Below are 17,735 nucleotides of genomic sequence, written 5' to 3' on the forward strand. Positions count from 1 at the left end.
AGGGTCAATCTCAAATGGATAATCTGGTGGAGCTGGTTATTCATTTGTGACTGCACGACAGCCCACACATCTAGTGAGAACCTTTTGTGAATATCTATATTGGAAATCTGGCCTACGCGGTAACCTCTGACGACCTGCACGAAGCTTTCGGCGCATTCGGAGAGATCTCTCGGGCTACTGTAATTACTGACCGTGAGACTGGCCGCTCTAAGGGCTTCGGTTTCGTAGAAATGCCCAACGACGACGAAGCACGTAAAGCCATCGAAGAGATGAACGACCAGCCTATGTCTGGCCGTAACATCCGCGTTAACGAAGCTAAGCCTCGCGAAGATCGTCCGCGTCGCCCCCGCTTCTAAGCTTAGGCAAGCTTAAGATTTTTTCGGCCCGCAGCTTAAACGCTTGCGGGCCGCTTCTAGCCCCTCTGTTAAGCACCCTCCATTCCGGCGCCATTCCCCATTTTGTAATTTCTGTTTTACACTGCGTTCTGGTTTCTTCTTCACGACCGGCAATGCATGAAATATAAAGACCTGCGCGACTTTATCCAGTTGTTGGAAAAGCGTGGCCTGCTAAAACGAATTCAATATCCTGTAGACCCCAAACTGGAAATGACAGAAATCTCTGATCGCGTATTGCGCTCAGGGGGACCTGCTTTGCTGTTTGAAAATCCCGTAGGATTCGATACTCCAGTATTGGCTAACCTATTTGGCACTACTGAGAGAGTGGCATTGGGAATGGGGCGCGAGTGTATTGGTGAGCTGCGCGAGGTTGGCCAACTGCTCGCTTTTCTCAAAGAGCCACAGCCACCCGAGAATCTGCGCGATGCCTGGGAGAAATTACCTGTCTTTAAGCAAGTGCTTAATATGGGACCAAAGGTGGTTAAGAGCGCCGCCTGCCAACAGGTTGTGTTGGATAAATCTCAGGTGGACCTCCATGTATTGCCCATTCAGACCTGTTGGCCTGGGGATGCCGCGCCACTGGTGACTTGGCCGCTGGTGATTACCCGGGGACCCGAGAAGCAGCGTCAGAATCTGGGTATTTACCGAATGCAGTTAATTGGTAAAAACCGTCTGATTATGCGCTGGCTCAGCCACAGAGGGGGCGCGCTGGATTATCGTGACTGGTGCAAGCAAAACCCTGGAAAGCCCTACCCAGTGGCGGTGGCCTTGGGGGCGGACCCAGCCACGATACTTGGAGCGGTTACTCCGGTACCGGACACCCTGTCCGAATACGCCTTTGCCGGCTTGCTGCGCGGCGCTAAAACGGAAGTGGCAGGCGCGTTGCTTAGTGATTTACAGGTGCCGGCCAGCGCTGAGTATGTATTGGAAGGGTTTATCTATCCCGATGATATGGCGGATGAAGGTCCCTATGGAGATCATACCGGTTACTACAATGAGGTCGATCGCTTTCCAGTATTTACTGTGGAGAAAATAACCCACCGTAAAGACCCCATTTATCACAGCACTTATACCGGAAGACCACCAGATGAACCGGCGATTTTAGGTGAGGCACTCAATGAGGTCTTCGTACCAATTTTGCAGAAGCAATTTCCTGAAATAGTCGATTTCTACCTGCCACCAGAGGGGTGTTCTTACCGTCTTGCGGTAGTGACCATGAAGAAACAGTATGCGGGTCACGCCAAACGGGTGATGATGGGGGTTTGGTCTTTCCTGCGACAGTTTATGTATACTAAATTTGTGATTGTCACCGATGACGACGTTAACGCGCGGGATTGGAATGATGTAATTTGGGCTATGACCACTCGTATGGACCCGGCACGGGATACGGTAATGGTGGAAAATACCCCGATTGATTATCTGGATTTTGCCTCGCCGGTATCTGGCTTGGGCTCCAAGATGGGTTTCGATGCCACGAACAAATGGCCGGGAGAAACCAACAGGGAGTGGGGCAATCCTATTGAGAAAGACTCACAGGTGGTCCAGAAGGTGGATGAAATCTGGTCCAAGCTAGGTCTTTAAGCATAATCCCGACATCTCATTTTTTATTCATTTGTAGAGCGTCTATAGAGGCGCTCTAATTAATGGTTTCATAGTAATTATTCTAAATTTTCCCAAGCCTACATCTATATGGATGTAGCTGAGGACGTTGAATCCCGGTATCGGTTTATTTGCCGCCTTTGATGAATTGTGGGGGGTATTTAAATGAGAATACTTTATGCAGTCGGCCTAATGGCTGTTGGTATTTCCGAAAATTGGACAATGCTACTAAGTGAGCAGAAGAAAAGCACCGGGACTGCCATTCCTGTTATAGCCTTATCAAGAATAAAAGGGGGTAAACTTCTCGTTCAGTTAGTATATGGATTGGCTGGCGAAGAGCTTGGTAAGTCACTCTTCAGCGATTGCAGATTACTATGGCTACACTATTTACTCGGCAAATCGTCATCCCTAAATTAGTCTGGAGCAACACCTCCGTTCTCTCCTTACTGAGAAAGGTAGTCTGTACAATAAAGGGGCTCATTATTTGGAAGCTATGCCTGGAGAGCGTCGCCAGTACAATAATTTTCCTACAAGTTTGGCGAATTTATTAGTGGAATCATTAACTGGTGCATCCTATGCAAACTATAGCAGGGAAGCGCTTTTCGAGGCTTGAAAATGGAGAATGCTAGCTGAAAGCTTAACGGGATAGATCTAGGTTCCCTAGCAGTACCCTATAAGATGGAGCAATGCATACCACTTTTAGGTCTTTGCACTGATAGTGAATCAAGCAGAATAAATTATTTGATGGGAAGATACATCAACCCACCTTTCGAGTACAAAGAAAGCCACAGTGCCCCGATGGTGGTATTCGCATCAGTATTGACGACCTTAGTGATTTCTTACTGGCAGCACCCCATAATTGTGACAATTCTGGAGCGAATTTTTTGTCAGATGCCTTCTAGCAGGAAATTTTTCACTGACAATTACCTAGATCCGTTTCAGATTCGCAAGGCTCCTTTTGGCAAGATTCCGATGGATTTGTGGAACATCTGGGGTCGGATACTGGGAGTATTTATGGCAATGTATTTTGACCCTAATCGTAAGGATGGCTATATTATCCTGATGAACCGTGATATGGATGGTAACTCTGCCGATGCAATGAGGCGTATTGCTAGTCGCTTAATGCAAATGTAAAAATGAGTGATGAGAGAGTCCAGTACAGAGAATGTCTGGGAGACTTTTAAAAGTCTTCTAAAAATTTCTGAATTTTGATTTCTATAATTTGGTAACTTATTACTAAAATAATATATTCTTGACTGGTAGGTTGTGGGGGGGTAAGGATAATTCATTATGATTAGAAAAATACAATCTGTTACTAAATATTTTTTAGTTGCTATATGTTTTTTGTCGCTGACAGTCAATGCAGAGAAGGTTGATCTGAAAAGTTCGATTGTATTCGAGCGAATGAAATTGCTTCAAGGAGATTGGAAGAAGGAGGGAGATACAGCCGGAAATTTCCATATTAAATTTTCTCAGACCGCCGCAGATTCTGTTTTGGTGGAGAATTGGTTGTATAAAGGGAAATCGCATTCGCTCACTATCTACCACATAGATAATAGCAATTTATTGGCAACCCACTATTGCCCTCAGGGAAACCAGCCCCGCTTGCAGCTCACCTCAAGTGTTGAAAGCAGGCCGATTGAGTTTTCTTTTAAGGATGCTACCAATCTTGGGGATTTAGAGGCAAACCATCAGCACAGCTTGGCTTTTGAATGGTTAGAGAATGGCAAGGTCATCCGCACAGAGAGCTATATGGAAAATGGAGAGCTAAGGCCCTCAAGTATACGCCTAGTGCGCAAATAAACTGCCAAATCTCTATTTTCTGTATATTAATCTATTCTACTCTTAATCAAAGCTGACAATGATTATCCTGTCAGCTTTTTTTGTATGCCTAACTCAACGGGATACAGCTTAGGTAGTATGATGCAATGTCTTCTATACTTCGTTGCTATATTGCAGGTTAATTATGCAAGCAGCTACAGGATTTACCATTTGGTGAAATTTCTATCTGGCCCTAAACGGCTGATATGCATTCTGTATCATGATGGCCTTGGGGATTAGGCCAAATAACTACAATATGAGGGAGGGGTGAAACATGGAGTTGATTCTTTTTGTAATCATTATGGTAGCGGTTTTGGTTCTGCCATTAAAGATGGCTGCTGCCATGATGGGAGCGAGAAATACCGGGGTTTTTCATTGTCTTTTTGCACTTTTACTGGCGCTGATTGTACAGAGAATTGTGGGTGGTATGCTACCGGGTGTAAGTGACAGTGCCGGGATTCTTTTGACTATTCCATTGGCAGCAATCGCTTATATGTTGGTTTTAGGTACAGGATTTTTGAAAGCGATCATTATCGCAATACTACAGGGAATTATTACTTTTTTGGCCATGCTACTTTTTGCCGGTATGTTTGCAAATATCTAATCTTCCCGATCGATGATGTTCTGATTTACCCGGATCAGGTACTGCTCAGTGATTTCTGTTGGAAAGCTCTTTCGGTATCTGGTCCAAGTCAAACGTCGCTCCTATAGAGGTCTTTCTTTAAACTTTTCCCCTCTGTTTCTCAGGCGCAGGTCTATCCATAAGAGCAGGGCGTCATTTCTACAGACCTAAAGAAAACTCTCTGCGCAGAGAATTTGGTAGCAGTTTTTGGAAATATTATTTGGCCAGAATGCCTGTTTGGGCGGGGCCTGATTAATATCTAGCCTGCTAATCGGAAACCTGCTGGGTTTCCTCCTTGAGGAACTCGCTTAGGGCCTTGAAATAATCGCTGAAGGTTTCGAACTGTGGCAAGTGCCCGACACCATCGAATTCTATTAGCTGCGCACCTGGAATTACGGAGGCGGTTTTTTTGCCTAATAGCTCGTAACGTCCCAATGTCTTTCTGATGGGTTCAGCAGCGCGGGTACGGCCAATCGCGGTGCGATCCCGAGTGCCGATAATCAGGAGGGTGGGTACCTGGAGATCTGCGAACTCATACAAAACCGGTTGAGTAAACACCATTTCTGAGGTGAGGGCATCAATCTTGGCTATATGCCGGGAGTCTGGTCCCAGTGTCCAGCCGGCCTGGATATCCAGTAGGGAGTTGTAGGATTCCCGCCATTTTCCATCGAAATAGGCCTTCAACATATAGTTCTTAATACCCTCCGGTGTTTGTGCCTGCTCTCTGAGTATGGCTTGCTCCAAAGGCTCATAGGGGACGAAGCGCCTCCAATCCTCCAAACCGATAGGGTTGATCAAAGCCAGCTTCTCCACCATCTCTGGGTACATAAGTGAGAAGCGCGTCGCCAGCATACCTCCCATGGAATGGCCAACTACAGATACTCGAGTCACTTTAAGTGTGTTGAGCAGAGCCTCGGTATCTGCAGCCATACCGTGCAGGTTGTACGGCATTAATGGTTTGTCCGATTTGCCGAAGCCGATTTGGTCCGGGGCAATGACCCGGTAACCTTGTTCGGTGAGCGCGGCGATGCTGTCTGCCCAGTAGGCAGCGGAAAAATTTTTGCCATGCAGTAGTAATACCGTACCTCTGGCAGGTGCAGCTGTGCTTGAGGGGACATCCATATAGGCCATGGAAGCAGGTTGTCCTAATTTGGACAGCTCTAACGTTTTAACCGGATAGGGATAGTTGTAGCCACTCAGTAACATATCCTGTGGTTGGGTGGAGGGAACAGAAGCGAGCGTAAAATTCGATAGGAGAATCAAAAATAGCAAGGTGAGAGTGGAGAGGCATTGTTGCGGTAGTGTCATGAGCAAGCTTCAAAAAAGATGCGGAAGCCCACTATGGGCCAAAGAGTGTTATGGGGAAAGGGCCCAGATAATCTGGGCCACTAGGGCGGTCGTTAGGCGTGGATACCGAGTAGGGGTTTGTCTTGACTGGGCATGGGCACCGGCGGCAGGTCTGGAACTGCCTGCAACAATCCCTCTTCAAAAAGGCGGGCGGCCTTATCTTTTTCCCCGAGGGCCTGAAATAAGCGCGCCAGTTCTGCGGAGGTGGCCGGGTCATGGCGCAGCAGCAGGCTTTTCTCAAAATATTGCTGTGCTTTGCCCCAAAGCTCGTTGCGCATGCTTAAACGCCCTAGACAGGTGAGCAGATCGGCACTTTCACCGTACTCTTTGAGCCAGCCCTCCGCGGCAGAGAGCTGTGTTGTGGCATTGGCACCGGTGAGACAGCCATACAGCTTGGCCAGCATAGGAGTCCACTCGCGATTTAGTAACCAGCGCAGGTGTTTTTCTGCTTCGGTATCATCGCCAATCCGATGTAGCAGGTTTGCAAAGAGACTGCGTAGCTCTACATTGCGCTGCCAGCGCCCATTTAGGCTGTGCCAGATGTTGTGTAGCTTCTCCTTGTCATTGCGATTCGCGGCCTCGCCAAGCTGATGCTCGTAAACCTCACGCTCTAATTTTTGCAGGTCTTCTTCAGGCATATTGGCATGCTTTTCCAGCTCTGGAAGTAGCTCCTGCAAGCTACTCCAATCGCCCAAGGAGTAGTAGGCTTGTCGGAGAAGTTGCAGCAGGGCTGGGTGTTTGGGCTCCAGTTGCTTAGCCCGTTTTAGACTGGCAATACACTGCTCGTAATGCTTGTCTTGCAACTGCATGCGCGCCTGACTCAATGCCACCGCCAAGCGTGTGTCTTCGCCGCAGGCCTCGGCCTTCGCCAGCAGTTCATTGGCTTCCTCGCGGAACCCCAGTTCATGGGCACTGCGCGCGGCCGCTAGATAATTGATTAACGGCGCCTCGGAGCGTGGGGCGCTTTTTAAGAGCTGGCGCCTTGCACGAGACCAGTTGCCCTCCATAAACTCCACCAGGCCGCTGGTGAGGCGCCGTCGGGCCACCCGCTGGCGGCCAAAGCGCAGACGGTCGACACTGCCGCGCACCGCACGAAACAGGCTGCGGGTTAACCAAGCGAGAAACAGTAGAGCGATTAGTAGGGCTACGAGTGCGACGATGGCAAACCAGAGATTCATCTCATAGCCCTTGTTCAACTCGCCACCGAAGCCAATCACCAGATATCCCGGATAGTTCTGGTTAATCTGTGGTAGCAGAGCGCCAAGTAAAAGTAGGGCTACGGTAGCAAAAAGGACTTTTCTCACGGGTTGCCTCCCCCGGGTGTGTCGGCACCATGCCCTGAGGTTTTGTGCAGAAGCTCAATGTAATTGTACAAGGCCACCTGCGAGGCATTCAGGTCCGGCATCTGGGCTTGAATGGGTTTTTCGCTGAGTTCGGCCAGTTGCTGGGCCAGGGCGTTGCGCTGGGTGTTGGCGGTGCCATAAGTTAGCAGAAGTTCGCGGGCGCTGTTCAGTGCGTCTTTGTACACGGTGGAATCACCGCGCAATAGGGCCAACTGTGCCTGCTCCATATTAAGGCGCAAGGTCTGGCGAAAACGTGTCTCACTCTGCGGGGAGAGCATGACGGGATTGATATCGCCGTCAATGGGCCGGACAGAGTCGCGCAGGAAGGTGGTAAAGCGCCTCCAACTACGCTGCCACGGCGTCTGCCCTTCTTGTGCAGGTTCCTCTTGCGTCTTCTGCGCCTGGGAATGGGCAATATCAAACTCTGGTTGGATCCGCGCGCGTATAAGTTGCTCCTCCAGAGCGCGCAGACGCAGATAAAGCCCCTCCCGGTCGATATTTTCCACCAATTTAAGCGCGGTGATATCGCGTGCCAGTTGTTGGCGTACCCCGTAGAGATCCGGCAGGTTCACCTGGCGCAGAATAGTGTCGACCTTTTCCACTAGCCCCAGGGCAGCGCTGCTGTTGTCCTCCAGCATCAGGCGTTGATTGGCCATGCGCAAGAGGTAATCGGCCTCTGCCAGTTGCCAGTCTTCCCGGCTTACATTGCCCAGTTCGCTGAGGCGGTTGCCCTGAGCTGTCATGCTGCGCTGCATTCCGGCGAGCTGTTGTTGCAGTTGCGCAATGGTACGGGCTTGCAGCTGTATCTGATTGCGCAGGGTGGTATCGGCCTGCTGAAGTTGGTCGAGTTGCTGATTCAGCAGGGAAGTGGTCGTTTCTACTGAGGGCTGCGGTGGCTGCGCCTCAGATGGCGTCGAGTCGGAGGAGGGCTCGGCGTTCGATACCGGTTCAGCGGGAGTGGTATCTACTGGGGGTTGAGCGGTCGTATTAGGTGCGGACGCTTCCCCTTGACGATCCGTTTCCTGAGGGGACGCTGTTTGTTTAAACGCGGGGAAGTCGAACTGGGCGATGCGATTGCGCAGCTGCGGCCAACTGTGCCAGGCGAATGCGATCAGGGCAATAAGTAGCAAAATAAAGACTAGCCACCACCAACGACCGCCGCTTTTTCCACTGAGAGTGGCATCTTGAGGTGGCTTATCTTTCTTTTTGCCCTGTGTCGCCTTGGCAAAATTGCTCTTGCTCTCCTGCTTGGCCAGCGTATCTGCGGTGAGGTCACCCGCCGGTGTGGAGGCATTGTCCTTGGATTTTTCGTTGGTCATGGGCTTGGGGCGCAGCTGTAAATTGTCGTCGAATTATAGCGAGTGGCGCAGACCTTAATAGCGGAGCTGGCGCCGTTTTGAGACTTTTAACCCTACAGGGCGGGTAATTCGATAGCAATTCAAACTAGCGCCTGGGAGAGTGCCTCCAGCATAGCGCTGTCGCCGGCATTTAGTGCGGTGTGGGTCTCAGTAAAGCCCAGTGCGCGCGCTTGCTTGGCGACTCGCGCGCTGGGGCCGATCAGGGGGGGGTGTAGCAGCCGTTCACATCCGGACTGTTCAATACATCGGTGCAAGTTCGCCAGGGTTTCGCCGCTGTGGACCGTGATGGCATCCGGGGTAAAAGCGTAGTCTTGCAATTGATCTGTGGCGCCCGTCGGCAGAGATCTCTGGTAGAGCTCGCAGTACCTCACCTGCGCACCGCGTGCGAGCAGTGTGTCGCCGATCAACGTGCGCCCCCCGGCGCCGCGAAAAATCAGAACATGCTGCCCCGCGACTTGCCGCAGTGAAGGCAGGGCGAGCAGGTCTTCGGAGTTCATAGACTCGCCGCTGCGTTCACAGGGAATGCCCCGCGCCAGCAGAGCCTTAGCTGTGGCTGCGCCAATGGCGTAGTAGCGCGGTCCCTGGGGCAACTGTGGCCAGTAGTCCTCCAGCCAGTCCACGCCATAGCGTACCGCATTCTGTGAAACAAAAATCGCAAGATCTGTCTGGTCGAAGTCGAGGATGCGATTTTTAATCGCCTGCAGTGCCGATACCTCTACAAGGGGGTTGATCGCCAGCATGGGTATACAGTCGACTTCGGCGCCGGCTGCGCGCAACAGTGCGCTCCAGGTATCGGCGTGCATCGTTGGGCGTGTAGTTAGTATGCGTTTGTCTCGCAAATACTCAGCCATGTAGAAGTGCTCTCAGATGGCGGCTAGAATTTCGTCGGCGCCCTGTGCTAGCAATTGCTCTGCGAGCTGAGTTCCCAGCGCTTCGCCATCTTCTGCCGCGCCGCGGATTTCCGCGCGAATCATGGTGGAGCCATCGGGGCTGCCCACCAAGCCGCGCAACCACAGGGCGTTATCCTCCAATTCGGCGTAGCAACCGATGGGGACCTGACAGCTGCCGTTAAGGCGCTTTACCAGGGCGCGTTCGGCAGATAAACGGGCGGCGGTTTTGCTGCAGTGCAAAGGGCGCAGCAGAGCCTCCAGTTCGCGGTCATTGCGGGCCTCGATACCGACAGCGCCCTGGCCACCAGCGGGCAGTAAGACGGTGGAGGGTAGGAAGCTCCGAATGCGCTCGCGCATTTCGAGACGCAACAGGCCTGCGGCGGCGAGAATAATGGCGTCGTATTCCCCTGCATCGAGCTTGGCCAGGCGAGTATTGACATTACCGCGGAGGAATTTGATCTGTAGATCGGGGCGGTGTGCAAGCAGTTGGCACTGGCGGCGCAGACTCGAAGTACCTACCACGGCGCCCTGGGGTAGCTCCGCAATGCCGGCGAAGTTATTGCTGACAAAAGCGTCGCGTGGGTCCTCACGCTCACAGATAACCGGCAGGTAGAGTCCCTCGGGAAATTCCATGGGCACATCCTTCATGGAGTGCACGGCGATATCCGCGCGCCCTTCCAACATGGCCACTTCCAGCTCTTTCACAAAGAGCCCCTTGCCGCCGATTTTGGCCAGGGGAATATCCAGTACCCGGTCGCCTCGGCTGGTCATCGGCAGCAGCTGCACATCCAGCGTTGGGTGCTCCTGCTTCAGGCGGTCCTTGACGAAATTGGCCTGCCATAGGGCCAGGGCGCTCTCGCGTGTGGCGATGCGGATGCGGTTAATGGGCATAGGGTTCGATCACTCGCTTGTATGGGGAGGCAATTCTAACAGAGGGCTGTTGCCTGTGGCTCTGCCCGGCGCTCGGCTCAGTAAACTGTTACGATCCGCCTCGCGCGCGCAACCAGTCTTCGAGAATGATGCGCGCGGCGATTGAGTCCACGGGGTCCTGCGCGAAGTTGCCGCGATGGCCGCGCTCTGCCGCCTCTTCCTTGGCCGCGCGCGTACTGAGGCGCTCATCAATCATTTCCACCGGCAGCCCGCTGCGCCCGTGCAGGCGTTGGCCAAATTTGCGTGCGCGAGCACCGAATTCACTCTCGCTGCCGTCCATATTCAGTGGCAGTCCCACCAGCAAATAGTGGGGCCGCCACTCGTCGATAAGTTGCTGTACCTTATCCCAATCCGGCTTGCCGTCCTTTGCCGGCAGGGGTGCAAGCTCTCTGGCGCTGGCTGTTAGGCTCTGGCCAAATGCGAGACCGATGGAGCGGGTGCCAAAGTCGAAGGCGAGGGCTGTAATGGGTTTACTCATGGGGGAAAGATCCGGTTTCACGGGGAATAAGACTTGCGAGGGATGATAACCGGGGCGGGTTAAGCGTGCCCAGCCTGGGAGCCGAGGCCGGAGAGATCAATACCGTGGCGGGCGGCAGCATTTTGCCAGCGTTTGTCCACCGGAGTGGCAAATAGAATTTCAGGCTCTGCCGGCAGTGTCAGCCAGGCGTTCTCCGCCAGTTCCTGTTCTAGTTGCCCGGCTCCCCAACCGGCATAGCCCAGGGCCAGCAATACATCGTCCGGGCCGTGTCCGGAGGCAAGGGACTCGAGAATATCCCTGGAGGCGGTGAGGCTGATTTCTCGATTGATTTCGGTGGTTGAGTCAAACTGCACGCCGGCACCATGAAGTACAAAGCCCTGCTCCGTGGAGATGGGTCCGCCCAAGAGAACAGTCTCATCGCCACGTTGGCTGGAGTCCTGCAGCGAGAGCTGTTCGAAAACTTCCTTCCAGTGCACCTTACTGGGGGCATTGATCACTATGCCCATGGCGCCCTCCTCGCTGTGCTCGACGATTAGGGCGATGCTGTGCTTGAAGCGCGGATCCTCCATGCCGGGCATGGCCAGTAGGAACTGGCCGCGCAGGCTGCCGTGGGTCAAATCACTGTCGATGTTCGGTGTAGGCATAGTTTGATTCTAGGTCGCCTGAATGAAACGCAAGTTTAGCCACGCTCGGGCGGCTCACCTGCAGAGGTTGAAAGCCCGGTCAATTCAAAATTCCAGGTGCGGATAATTTCCAGGCGGTCGGCCTCTTTGCGGATTTCTGCCGGGAAGGGTGCGAAGGGGGCCGCCTGCCGCACAATCTGCTGGGCAGCGTCGTCCAGGATACGCTCACCTGAGGAGTGTGTGATCTTTACCTCCTCTACTGCGCCATTGGGCAGCAGGCGCACTTTCATACGCAGGCTACCAGTGATTTTTTGTTGGAGGACTTCCGCTGGGAAGTTGCCATTACCCACGTCCTCTATTTTCTGGCGCCATTCGTGCAGGTAGGCGGCATCTGCGGAGGCCTTGGTGGCCACCGAAGTGAGTCGAAGCACGCGTGGGCGCTGAGCGATGGTCTGACTGATCTTATCTTTGCGAGCCATTAGACTGGCATATTTCTGCTTGATTAAAGCCAGGTCATTGGGCGCGTCGCCGCGCTTCTTTTCGGAAAACGTATCTTCGGCGGGTAGTTCCGGCGCCTGGCGGGGGCTGTCGCCAATGGTGGTGATTAGTTGGCGGCGCTGGTCTGTCGGGTGCGCGGCCTGCTGTTGCGGCAATGGGGTCACGTCGTGAATTTGCGTGTCGGCAAATTCGGCGCGACGTTTACTGGAGAGCTCCCGTGGGCTGTCCGCGGTGCCACTGGCCTGCTGGTTGTGCTGGGCCAGATAATCGGCATCCTCTGGTGCTTGTGCAGACTGATGCTGAGAGAGAGTCACCTCCAGGGTGGGTGGCGCTTGCCTGCCTTCGGAGTCGGGGAAGGATACGTAAAGTAACAGAACATGGAGGGCGCCAGCGAGAAACAGGGAGAACACAAAACGCTCGCGTTGGGCTGCATCAAATGGCGTTGTGTTAGCGATGGAATTCATTATGTATTTTCGGTTACTACTTTTTTGCACCGAGCAAGACGTTCGGCATTTCTACCAGAGCCATTTATTGGTAAACAGCCCTGGGATTCACTCAAATTGAAGTGCGCAGTTTAGCGCTTTTGCGCCAAGCGATGTGTGATGGCGCTCATTAGTCGCGCACCGATATAGGTATCGTAAGCCGCGTCAATCTCGCGCACGCAGGTTGGGCTTGTGACATTGATCTCGGTGAGATAATCCCCGATGACATCCAAGCCAACAAACAGCAATCCTTTTTCTTTCAGGGTGGGAGCGACCTGTTCCACGATCCATCGATCGCGATCATTGAGAGGGCGCGCTTCGCCGCGTCCACCTGCGGCCAGGTTGCCGCGTGTTTCGCCAGCTTCAGGTATTCTCGCCAGGCAGTAAGGTACCGCTACACCGTCGACGACCAGAATGCGTTTATCGCCATTTTTAATTTCGGGGATGTAGCGCTGCGCCATAATTTGCTGGCGCCCATGCTCTGTGAGCATTTCCAGGATTGCGCCCAAATTGGCGCCATCGGGTTTGCAGTGGAAAATACCGGCACCCCCCATACCATCTAATGGTTTGAAGATGACATCCTGGTGGGTTTTATGGAATGTGCGCAGGCGCTGCATATCCCGACTGACCAATACCGGGGGACAACATTGCGGAAAGCTAGTGGCGAATATTTTTTCGTTGCAGTCGCGCAGCGATTGCGGCTTGTTAACCACTAGCGCACCTTCGCGCTCTGCCGCTTCGAGAATGTAGGTGGAGTAAATGTACTCATTATCGAAGGGTGGGTCGATGCGCATCAGGATAGCATCGAGGTCGCCCAGAGGCATCTCTCTGGGTTCCTCTAGGGAAAACCAGCGTTCAGCATCATCAAAAACCTGCAGCGCTCTACCTCTACCAATAGCGCGGCCGTTGTCCAGGTACAGGTCGCTCTGCTCAAAATAAAACAACTGAAAACCGCTGTCTTGTGCGGCCTGTAACAGTGCGAGTGTCGTATCTTTCTTAAAATTGATTTGGGCGATGGGGTCCATCACCACACCGAGGGAATAATTCATCTGGGCTTCCGTAGTTGAAGGGATATTTAATCCCGCGCCGCGGTGGTTGTGGCTAGCTGTCTTTTTGGCACTGCCAACTTGTTGGGTGGATAAGGTAAGAGTAGCTTCGCCGAGGTGCAACTTTTTAACAAGCTCCGCTGAGTTTGGGTGTAAAGTGGCGATAATTTGAACCGCAAGGTCGCCAGCGCTTAGCTGCAGGTAGATTCACCAGGGGTTCTGTGATAAAAGTTCCACCCAGTGTGTGATCTTGGCTAAGTGAGACACCCAGGCCCCATAAGTGGCTCAAAAAAAGGGTGCAGATAAAATTTTTCGCGTGCCCGAAAATAAGTAAACAGGGGATTCAAAAAAGACTATGGAGCTTAACTGGGAAAGTCTGACTGTGATGGTGATTGACGACAGTAAGACAATTCGCCGCACCGCCGAGACATTGCTGCAAAAAGCAGGTTGCACGGTTGTCACCGCAACAGATGGCTTTGATGCGCTGGCGAAAATCGCGGACTCCCGTCCCGATGTTATTTTTGTCGATATCATGATGCCGCGCTTGGATGGCTATCAGACCTGTGCACTGATTAAGAACAACAGCGAATTTCGCTCCACTCCGGTTGTTATGTTGTCGAGCAAAGATGGTTTGTTCGATAAGGCAAAAGGCCGCGTCGTTGGTTGCGATCAATATTTAACAAAGCCATTCAGTAAAAGCGAGCTTCTCGGGGCTATTTCTGCCCACGCAAAGCCGCACCATGCAGCCTGAGTGGCCACTAACAAAAAAACAAAGTGCTCTTTAAGGGCCTGCATCCCCACTGTTTAGTGGGATTGATAATTTAACAGACGTACAGTTCTCCCCACCTGCCTGGGGCGTGAGGTTCTGTAGTCGGGCAGTGCATTGGCAGTAAGTGCAGACTTGGCACGCGCTATCAACGATAAATACAACAAGCCGCCAAGCACTGTCATTTATAGAGCAGTTGCCAAAATTAGAAGAAGTCATGGGGGAAATGATGGCAAGAGTACTAATAGTTGATGACTCTCCTACCGAAACACATAAGCTGACCACAATTCTTGAGAAAAATGGCCACGCGGTAATTACCGCGCCCAATGGTGAAAATGGTGTGGATGTGGCGCGTACTCAGCGTCCGGATCTTATCCTGATGGACATTGTGATGCCTGGACTGAATGGTTTTCAGGCCACGCGCCAGTTGAGCAAAGATGGCAGTACCGCCGGGATTCCAATCATTATCGTGACTACTAAGGATCAGGACACCGACCGCGTGTGGGGCATGCGGCAGGGGGCCAAGGCCTATCTCACTAAGCCCGTTGATGAGGGCAAATTGTTGAAGGCAATCGAGGAGGTGTTGGCCTGACGGCCAGCTGCTGAGCGTGCAGTCACAAACACCTTATCTAGCACTTGTCGATATCGCGCGGCGCGCTAAAGCGCAGGCCACTGGATTGCCCGGGCGTCGCGAAATCAAACCTTATTGGACCGGAATCGGTTTTTCTCTACTCGATCACAATTTCGTCGCTTCTATGGACGATGTTGTGGAACTGCTCGAAGTGCCGCAGCACACTTTTATCCCCGGCGTTCAGCCCTGGGTGAAAGGCGTTGCCAATGTGCGCGGCCGCCTGTTACCCCTCATTGACCTTGCCGCTTTTTATGGTGGCCACCTTACTGGCCCGCGCCAACAGCGCCGGGTTCTGGTATTGGAGCGGGACAAAACCTACGTGGGGTTGATTGTCGACAGGTTGCACGGAATGCAGCATCTGGCATTTGAATATGCCCGTGAAGCGCCAACAGATTTAATTGAGCCGTTTGCCCCTATGGTGCACGGCCAGTTTATTTTGCAGAAGGACCGATGGCTGGTGTTCGACATGCGGGCTCTACTCAAAGACCCTCATTTTATGGACGCCGCCACTCACTGAAGGTCCAACTGGACTTTTCGTCATCTCACAATTCGTTGAGATGTTGGGGGGACCTATAGGCGGTGCAGGGATGTCCGCACTGGCTGAGGGCCATTGTTATTAAAGCGTTAAATATTTAGTGGTTTTAAACCGGCCTCATGCTTGGGCCCGCTAGGAGTAAACTATGAAAACAGGCTCCCAGAGTTCCTTTTCCGCGTTTCGCAGTAACCCTGCCGCGCTGGGTTTGGGTCTGCTGGTACTCGCCGTACTGGCGGGACTGATTGTCAGTATCTATTTGGTACAGACCCGCAGTGACCGCGATAAAGAGTACCTACAACAAGTGGCGGAGCTGCGCGCACTTTCCTATCAGTTGGTTTCCTACGCACCGGCGGCGACCTCCGGTGATGATGAGGCCTTTGCTGAATTGGAGAAAGTTTCCGGGCAAATGGCGAACGCCTGGAACCAACTGCAGGGGATGGATAAGGGAAGCCGTAGAGCGCTCGATGCCGAGCTCGCTACTTACGGTACCGTTTGGCGCAAGCTGCGCGAGCAGGTCGATACGATTCTCGGCAACCAAGATACCATCGTATTCCTTAACGATATCGCCTCTACGCTGAGCGACTCCCTCCCGGAACTCCAGGCGGAGCACAACAATATTGTGGAAATCCTCCTGGCGAACAACGCCCCGGCGAACCAGGTAGAGCAGGCACAGCTGCAGGTCTGGCGTGCGGAGCGAATCGGCCGAAATATCGATAAGATGCTTCAGGGCGGTGATGATGCCGAAGCTGCCGCCGACCAGTTCAATACCGATGCCAGCCTTTTCGGTAAAGTAGTGGACGGCATGAAGAGCGGCGACGTGGTGATGGGTATTTCCCGTATCACCGATGAGGAAGCGCGTCGCTCACTCGATGAAATTACCGAACTGTTCGGATTCGTAAGTACCTCTGTACGGGATATCTTCGAAGCGACCCCGGCACTGTTTGCCTCGCGCCAGGCCTCCGACGGTATTATCGCCTCGTCGCCGCAGTTACTAGAGGCCCTGAGTACCCTGAACGACCGCATCGTTAACCTGGCCGATGAGCGTCAGCCCAACAACATGACGATTTCCATTTTGGCTGCGGCATTTGTGCTGTTGATTTTTGCCATGATGGGCATGGCCTTCTCCGGTACTCGTCGCAGCCTGATGGAGGAAGCGGATACCAACGAGCGTAACCAGCAGGCCATTATGCAGCTGCTGGATGAGCTGGCGGATCTTGCCGATGGTGACTTGACGACCTCGGCAACAGTTACCGAAGCCTTCACCGGTGCGATTGCGGACTCCATCAACTTCACTATCGACCAGCTGCGTGTACTGGTATCGCGAATCAATGGCACAGCGCAGGAAGTATCCGGCCTGTCCCAGGAAACCCAGCAGACCGCCCTGCATCTGGCGGAGGCCTCGGAGCACCAGGCCCAGGAAATTGCCGGGGCTTCGGCCGCGGTGAATGAGATGGCGGTCACTATTGACCAGGTATCTGCCAACGCCTCCGAATCCGCCCAGGTAGCCGAGCGCTCGGTACAGATCGCCAGCAACGGCTCCAAGGTGGTACAGAACACCATCAAGGGCATGGACAATATCCGCGAGCAGATTCAAGACACCTCCAAGCGAATCAAGCGACTGGGTGAGTCTTCCCAGGAGATTGGCGATATCGTGAGCTTGATTAACGACATTGCTGACCAGACCAACATCCTCGCGCTGAATGCCGCAATTCAGGCGAGCATGGCCGGTGATGCCGGCCGCGGCTTCGCCGTGGTTGCGGATGAGGTACAGCGCCTGGCGGAACGTTCCGCCGCTGCAACCAAGCAGATTGAAGGACTAGTAAAAGCGATTCAGTCCGACACTAACGAAGCGGTAATCTCCATGGAGCAGACCACCACTGAGGTGGTGCGCGGTGCTCGACTGGCACAGGACGCCGGTGTTGCCCTGGAGGAGATCGAGAATGTATCCAGCAACCTGGCATCCTTGATTCAAAACATCTCCAATGCCGCACGCCAGCAAGCCTCCTCTGCAGGTCACATTTCCAACACGATGAACGTGATTCAGGAAATTACCTCGCAGACCTCTGCCGGTACCCAGGCGACAGCTCAATCTATTGGTAACCTGGCGCAAACCGCCAGCGCCCTGCGTGAGTCTGTTGCCGGCTTCAAGTTACCGCAGGAGGAGGGCGTGGATACCAACAGTGACATGTACGATGTGGAGTTGCCGGAGATGGATGCGGAAACGTTCACGATCGAAAGTGAAGAGACCGATTCCTTGGAGTCCCGCGAAGACCGGGCTCTGGCCTAACCCACAAAAATAATGCCCGGCACCATTGATGGTTGCCGGGCGGAGAGGGCGCACGGAAACACTTTCCGCAAAGTCGCGAACCTA

General features: G+C 53.1%; 18 protein-coding genes. 9 read left to right on the forward strand and 9 right to left on the reverse strand.

The features are described 5' to 3' along the window. Nucleotides 1-86: 86 nt before the first annotated feature. The 5 genes from ACCI51_RS03380 to ACCI51_RS03400 all read left to right on the forward strand — a co-directional run bounded on the left by ACCI51_RS03380 (nucleotide 87) and on the right by ACCI51_RS03400 (nucleotide 4,419). Entirely contained in the window at nucleotides 87-356 is a 270-nt protein-coding gene (locus ACCI51_RS03380) for an RNA recognition motif domain-containing protein (RefSeq protein ID WP_108731407.1), read from the forward strand. Between the two features lie 156 nt (nucleotides 357-512). Then, nucleotides 513-1,976 carry a 4-hydroxy-3-polyprenylbenzoate decarboxylase gene (gene ubiD / locus ACCI51_RS03385; protein ID WP_371842600.1) on the forward strand — a complete coding sequence of 488 codons (1,464 nt, stop codon included), beginning with the start codon at nucleotides 513-515 and terminating at the stop codon, nucleotides 1,974-1,976. Nucleotides 1,977-2,672: 696 nt separating this feature from the next. After that, nucleotides 2,673-3,128 carry a hypothetical protein gene (locus ACCI51_RS03390; protein ID WP_371842601.1) on the forward strand — a complete coding sequence of 152 codons (456 nt, stop codon included), beginning with the start codon at nucleotides 2,673-2,675 and terminating at the stop codon, nucleotides 3,126-3,128. A 156-nt stretch (nucleotides 3,129-3,284) separates the two neighbouring features. After that, nucleotides 3,285-3,797 (forward strand): hypothetical protein, encoded by a 513-nt coding sequence (locus tag ACCI51_RS03395; RefSeq protein ID WP_371842603.1) that lies wholly within the window; start codon nucleotides 3,285-3,287, stop codon nucleotides 3,795-3,797. 292 nt (nucleotides 3,798-4,089) lie between these two features. After that, the gene (locus ACCI51_RS03400; protein WP_299580595.1) at nucleotides 4,090-4,419 is read left to right on the forward strand and encodes a hypothetical protein; all 330 of its coding nucleotides are present in this window, start codon (nucleotides 4,090-4,092) and stop codon (nucleotides 4,417-4,419) included. 285 nt (nucleotides 4,420-4,704) lie between these two features. Here ACCI51_RS03400 and ACCI51_RS03405 read toward each other — a convergent pair whose 3' ends face one another. The 9 genes from ACCI51_RS03405 to gshB form a co-directional block, all read right to left on the reverse strand. Next, entirely contained in the window at nucleotides 4,705-5,745 is a 1,041-nt protein-coding gene (locus ACCI51_RS03405; RefSeq protein ID WP_371842604.1) for an alpha/beta fold hydrolase, read from the reverse strand. A gap of 92 nt (nucleotides 5,746-5,837) precedes the next feature. Beyond that, nucleotides 5,838-7,088 (reverse strand): heme biosynthesis protein HemY, encoded by a 1,251-nt coding sequence (locus ACCI51_RS03410; RefSeq protein WP_371842605.1) that lies wholly within the window; start codon nucleotides 7,086-7,088, stop codon nucleotides 5,838-5,840. Next, on the reverse strand, nucleotides 7,085-8,446 hold the full coding sequence (locus tag ACCI51_RS03415) for a uroporphyrinogen-III C-methyltransferase (RefSeq protein WP_371842606.1): 1,362 nt from the start codon (nucleotides 8,444-8,446) through the stop codon (nucleotides 7,085-7,087). Before ACCI51_RS03415 ends, ACCI51_RS03410 begins: the two co-directional genes overlap by 4 nt. A gap of 119 nt (nucleotides 8,447-8,565) precedes the next feature. Further along, on the reverse strand, nucleotides 8,566-9,336 hold the full coding sequence (locus tag ACCI51_RS03420) for a uroporphyrinogen-III synthase (RefSeq protein ID WP_371842607.1): 771 nt from the start codon (nucleotides 9,334-9,336) through the stop codon (nucleotides 8,566-8,568). A 12-nt stretch (nucleotides 9,337-9,348) separates the two neighbouring features. Then, a complete protein-coding gene (gene hemC / locus ACCI51_RS03425) occupies nucleotides 9,349-10,266 on the reverse strand; it encodes a hydroxymethylbilane synthase (protein ID WP_371842608.1) in 918 nt (305 codons plus the stop codon). A gap of 88 nt (nucleotides 10,267-10,354) precedes the next feature. Further along, nucleotides 10,355-10,783, reverse strand: coding sequence for a Holliday junction resolvase RuvX (gene ruvX, locus ACCI51_RS03430; protein ID WP_299580613.1), 429 nt, complete (start codon nucleotides 10,781-10,783; stop codon nucleotides 10,355-10,357). A gap of 59 nt (nucleotides 10,784-10,842) precedes the next feature. Continuing rightward, nucleotides 10,843-11,427 (reverse strand): YqgE/AlgH family protein, encoded by a 585-nt coding sequence (locus ACCI51_RS03435; protein ID WP_371842609.1) that lies wholly within the window; start codon nucleotides 11,425-11,427, stop codon nucleotides 10,843-10,845. A 35-nt stretch (nucleotides 11,428-11,462) separates the two neighbouring features. Further along, nucleotides 11,463-12,368 (reverse strand): energy transducer TonB, encoded by a 906-nt coding sequence (locus ACCI51_RS03440; RefSeq protein ID WP_371842610.1) that lies wholly within the window; start codon nucleotides 12,366-12,368, stop codon nucleotides 11,463-11,465. Between the two features lie 110 nt (nucleotides 12,369-12,478). Next, a complete protein-coding gene (gene gshB, locus ACCI51_RS03445) occupies nucleotides 12,479-13,435 on the reverse strand; it encodes a glutathione synthase (RefSeq protein WP_299580622.1) in 957 nt (318 codons plus the stop codon). A gap of 352 nt (nucleotides 13,436-13,787) precedes the next feature. On the opposite strand from gshB, the gene pilG reads away from it, so the two are divergent. The 4 genes from pilG to ACCI51_RS03465 all read left to right on the forward strand — a co-directional run bounded on the left by pilG (nucleotide 13,788) and on the right by ACCI51_RS03465 (nucleotide 17,651). Continuing rightward, a complete protein-coding gene (pilG, locus tag ACCI51_RS03450; protein WP_020413651.1) occupies nucleotides 13,788-14,183 on the forward strand; it encodes a twitching motility response regulator PilG in 396 nt (131 codons plus the stop codon). A gap of 244 nt (nucleotides 14,184-14,427) precedes the next feature. Then, entirely contained in the window at nucleotides 14,428-14,790 is a 363-nt protein-coding gene (pilH, locus tag ACCI51_RS03455) for a twitching motility response regulator PilH (protein WP_299580625.1), read from the forward strand. A gap of 16 nt (nucleotides 14,791-14,806) precedes the next feature. After that, entirely contained in the window at nucleotides 14,807-15,346 is a 540-nt protein-coding gene (locus ACCI51_RS03460; RefSeq protein WP_299580628.1) for a chemotaxis protein CheW, read from the forward strand. Nucleotides 15,347-15,509: 163 nt separating this feature from the next. Beyond that, the gene (locus ACCI51_RS03465) at nucleotides 15,510-17,651 is read left to right on the forward strand and encodes a methyl-accepting chemotaxis protein (protein WP_371842611.1); all 2,142 of its coding nucleotides are present in this window, start codon (nucleotides 15,510-15,512) and stop codon (nucleotides 17,649-17,651) included. Nucleotides 17,652-17,735: the final 84 nt, after the last annotated feature.

It is taken from the genome of Microbulbifer echini (assembly GCF_041447225.1).
GTDB lineage: Bacteria > Pseudomonadota > Gammaproteobacteria > Pseudomonadales > Cellvibrionaceae > Microbulbifer > Microbulbifer echini.

Coding starts and splice junctions, on each gene's coding strand:
- ACCI51_RS03420 (WP_371842607.1), bottom strand. CDS start 9,336: ATGGCTGAGTATTTGCGAGACAAACGCATACTAACTACACGCCCAACG.
- ACCI51_RS03440 (WP_371842610.1), bottom strand. CDS start 12,368: ATGAATTCCATCGCTAACACAACGCCATTTGATGCAGCCCAACGCGAG.
- ACCI51_RS03390 (WP_371842601.1), top strand. CDS start 2,673: ATGGAGCAATGCATACCACTTTTAGGTCTTTGCACTGATAGTGAATCA.
- ACCI51_RS03415 (WP_371842606.1), bottom strand. CDS start 8,446: ATGACCAACGAAAAATCCAAGGACAATGCCTCCACACCGGCGGGTGAC.
- ACCI51_RS03435 (WP_371842609.1), bottom strand. CDS start 11,427: ATGCCTACACCGAACATCGACAGTGATTTGACCCACGGCAGCCTGCGC.
- hemC (WP_371842608.1), bottom strand. CDS start 10,266: ATGCCCATTAACCGCATCCGCATCGCCACACGCGAGAGCGCCCTGGCC.
- ACCI51_RS03465 (WP_371842611.1), top strand. CDS start 15,510: ATGAAAACAGGCTCCCAGAGTTCCTTTTCCGCGTTTCGCAGTAACCCT.
- ubiD (WP_371842600.1), top strand. CDS start 513: ATGAAATATAAAGACCTGCGCGACTTTATCCAGTTGTTGGAAAAGCGT.
- pilG (WP_020413651.1), top strand. CDS start 13,788: ATGGAGCTTAACTGGGAAAGTCTGACTGTGATGGTGATTGACGACAGT.
- gshB (WP_299580622.1), bottom strand. CDS start 13,435: ATGAATTATTCCCTCGGTGTGGTGATGGACCCCATCGCCCAAATCAAT.
- ACCI51_RS03395 (WP_371842603.1), top strand. CDS start 3,285: ATGATTAGAAAAATACAATCTGTTACTAAATATTTTTTAGTTGCTATA.
- ACCI51_RS03400 (WP_299580595.1), top strand. CDS start 4,090: ATGGAGTTGATTCTTTTTGTAATCATTATGGTAGCGGTTTTGGTTCTG.
- pilH (WP_299580625.1), top strand. CDS start 14,428: ATGGCAAGAGTACTAATAGTTGATGACTCTCCTACCGAAACACATAAG.
- ACCI51_RS03405 (WP_371842604.1), bottom strand. CDS start 5,745: ATGACACTACCGCAACAATGCCTCTCCACTCTCACCTTGCTATTTTTG.
- ruvX (WP_299580613.1), bottom strand. CDS start 10,783: ATGAGTAAACCCATTACAGCCCTCGCCTTCGACTTTGGCACCCGCTCC.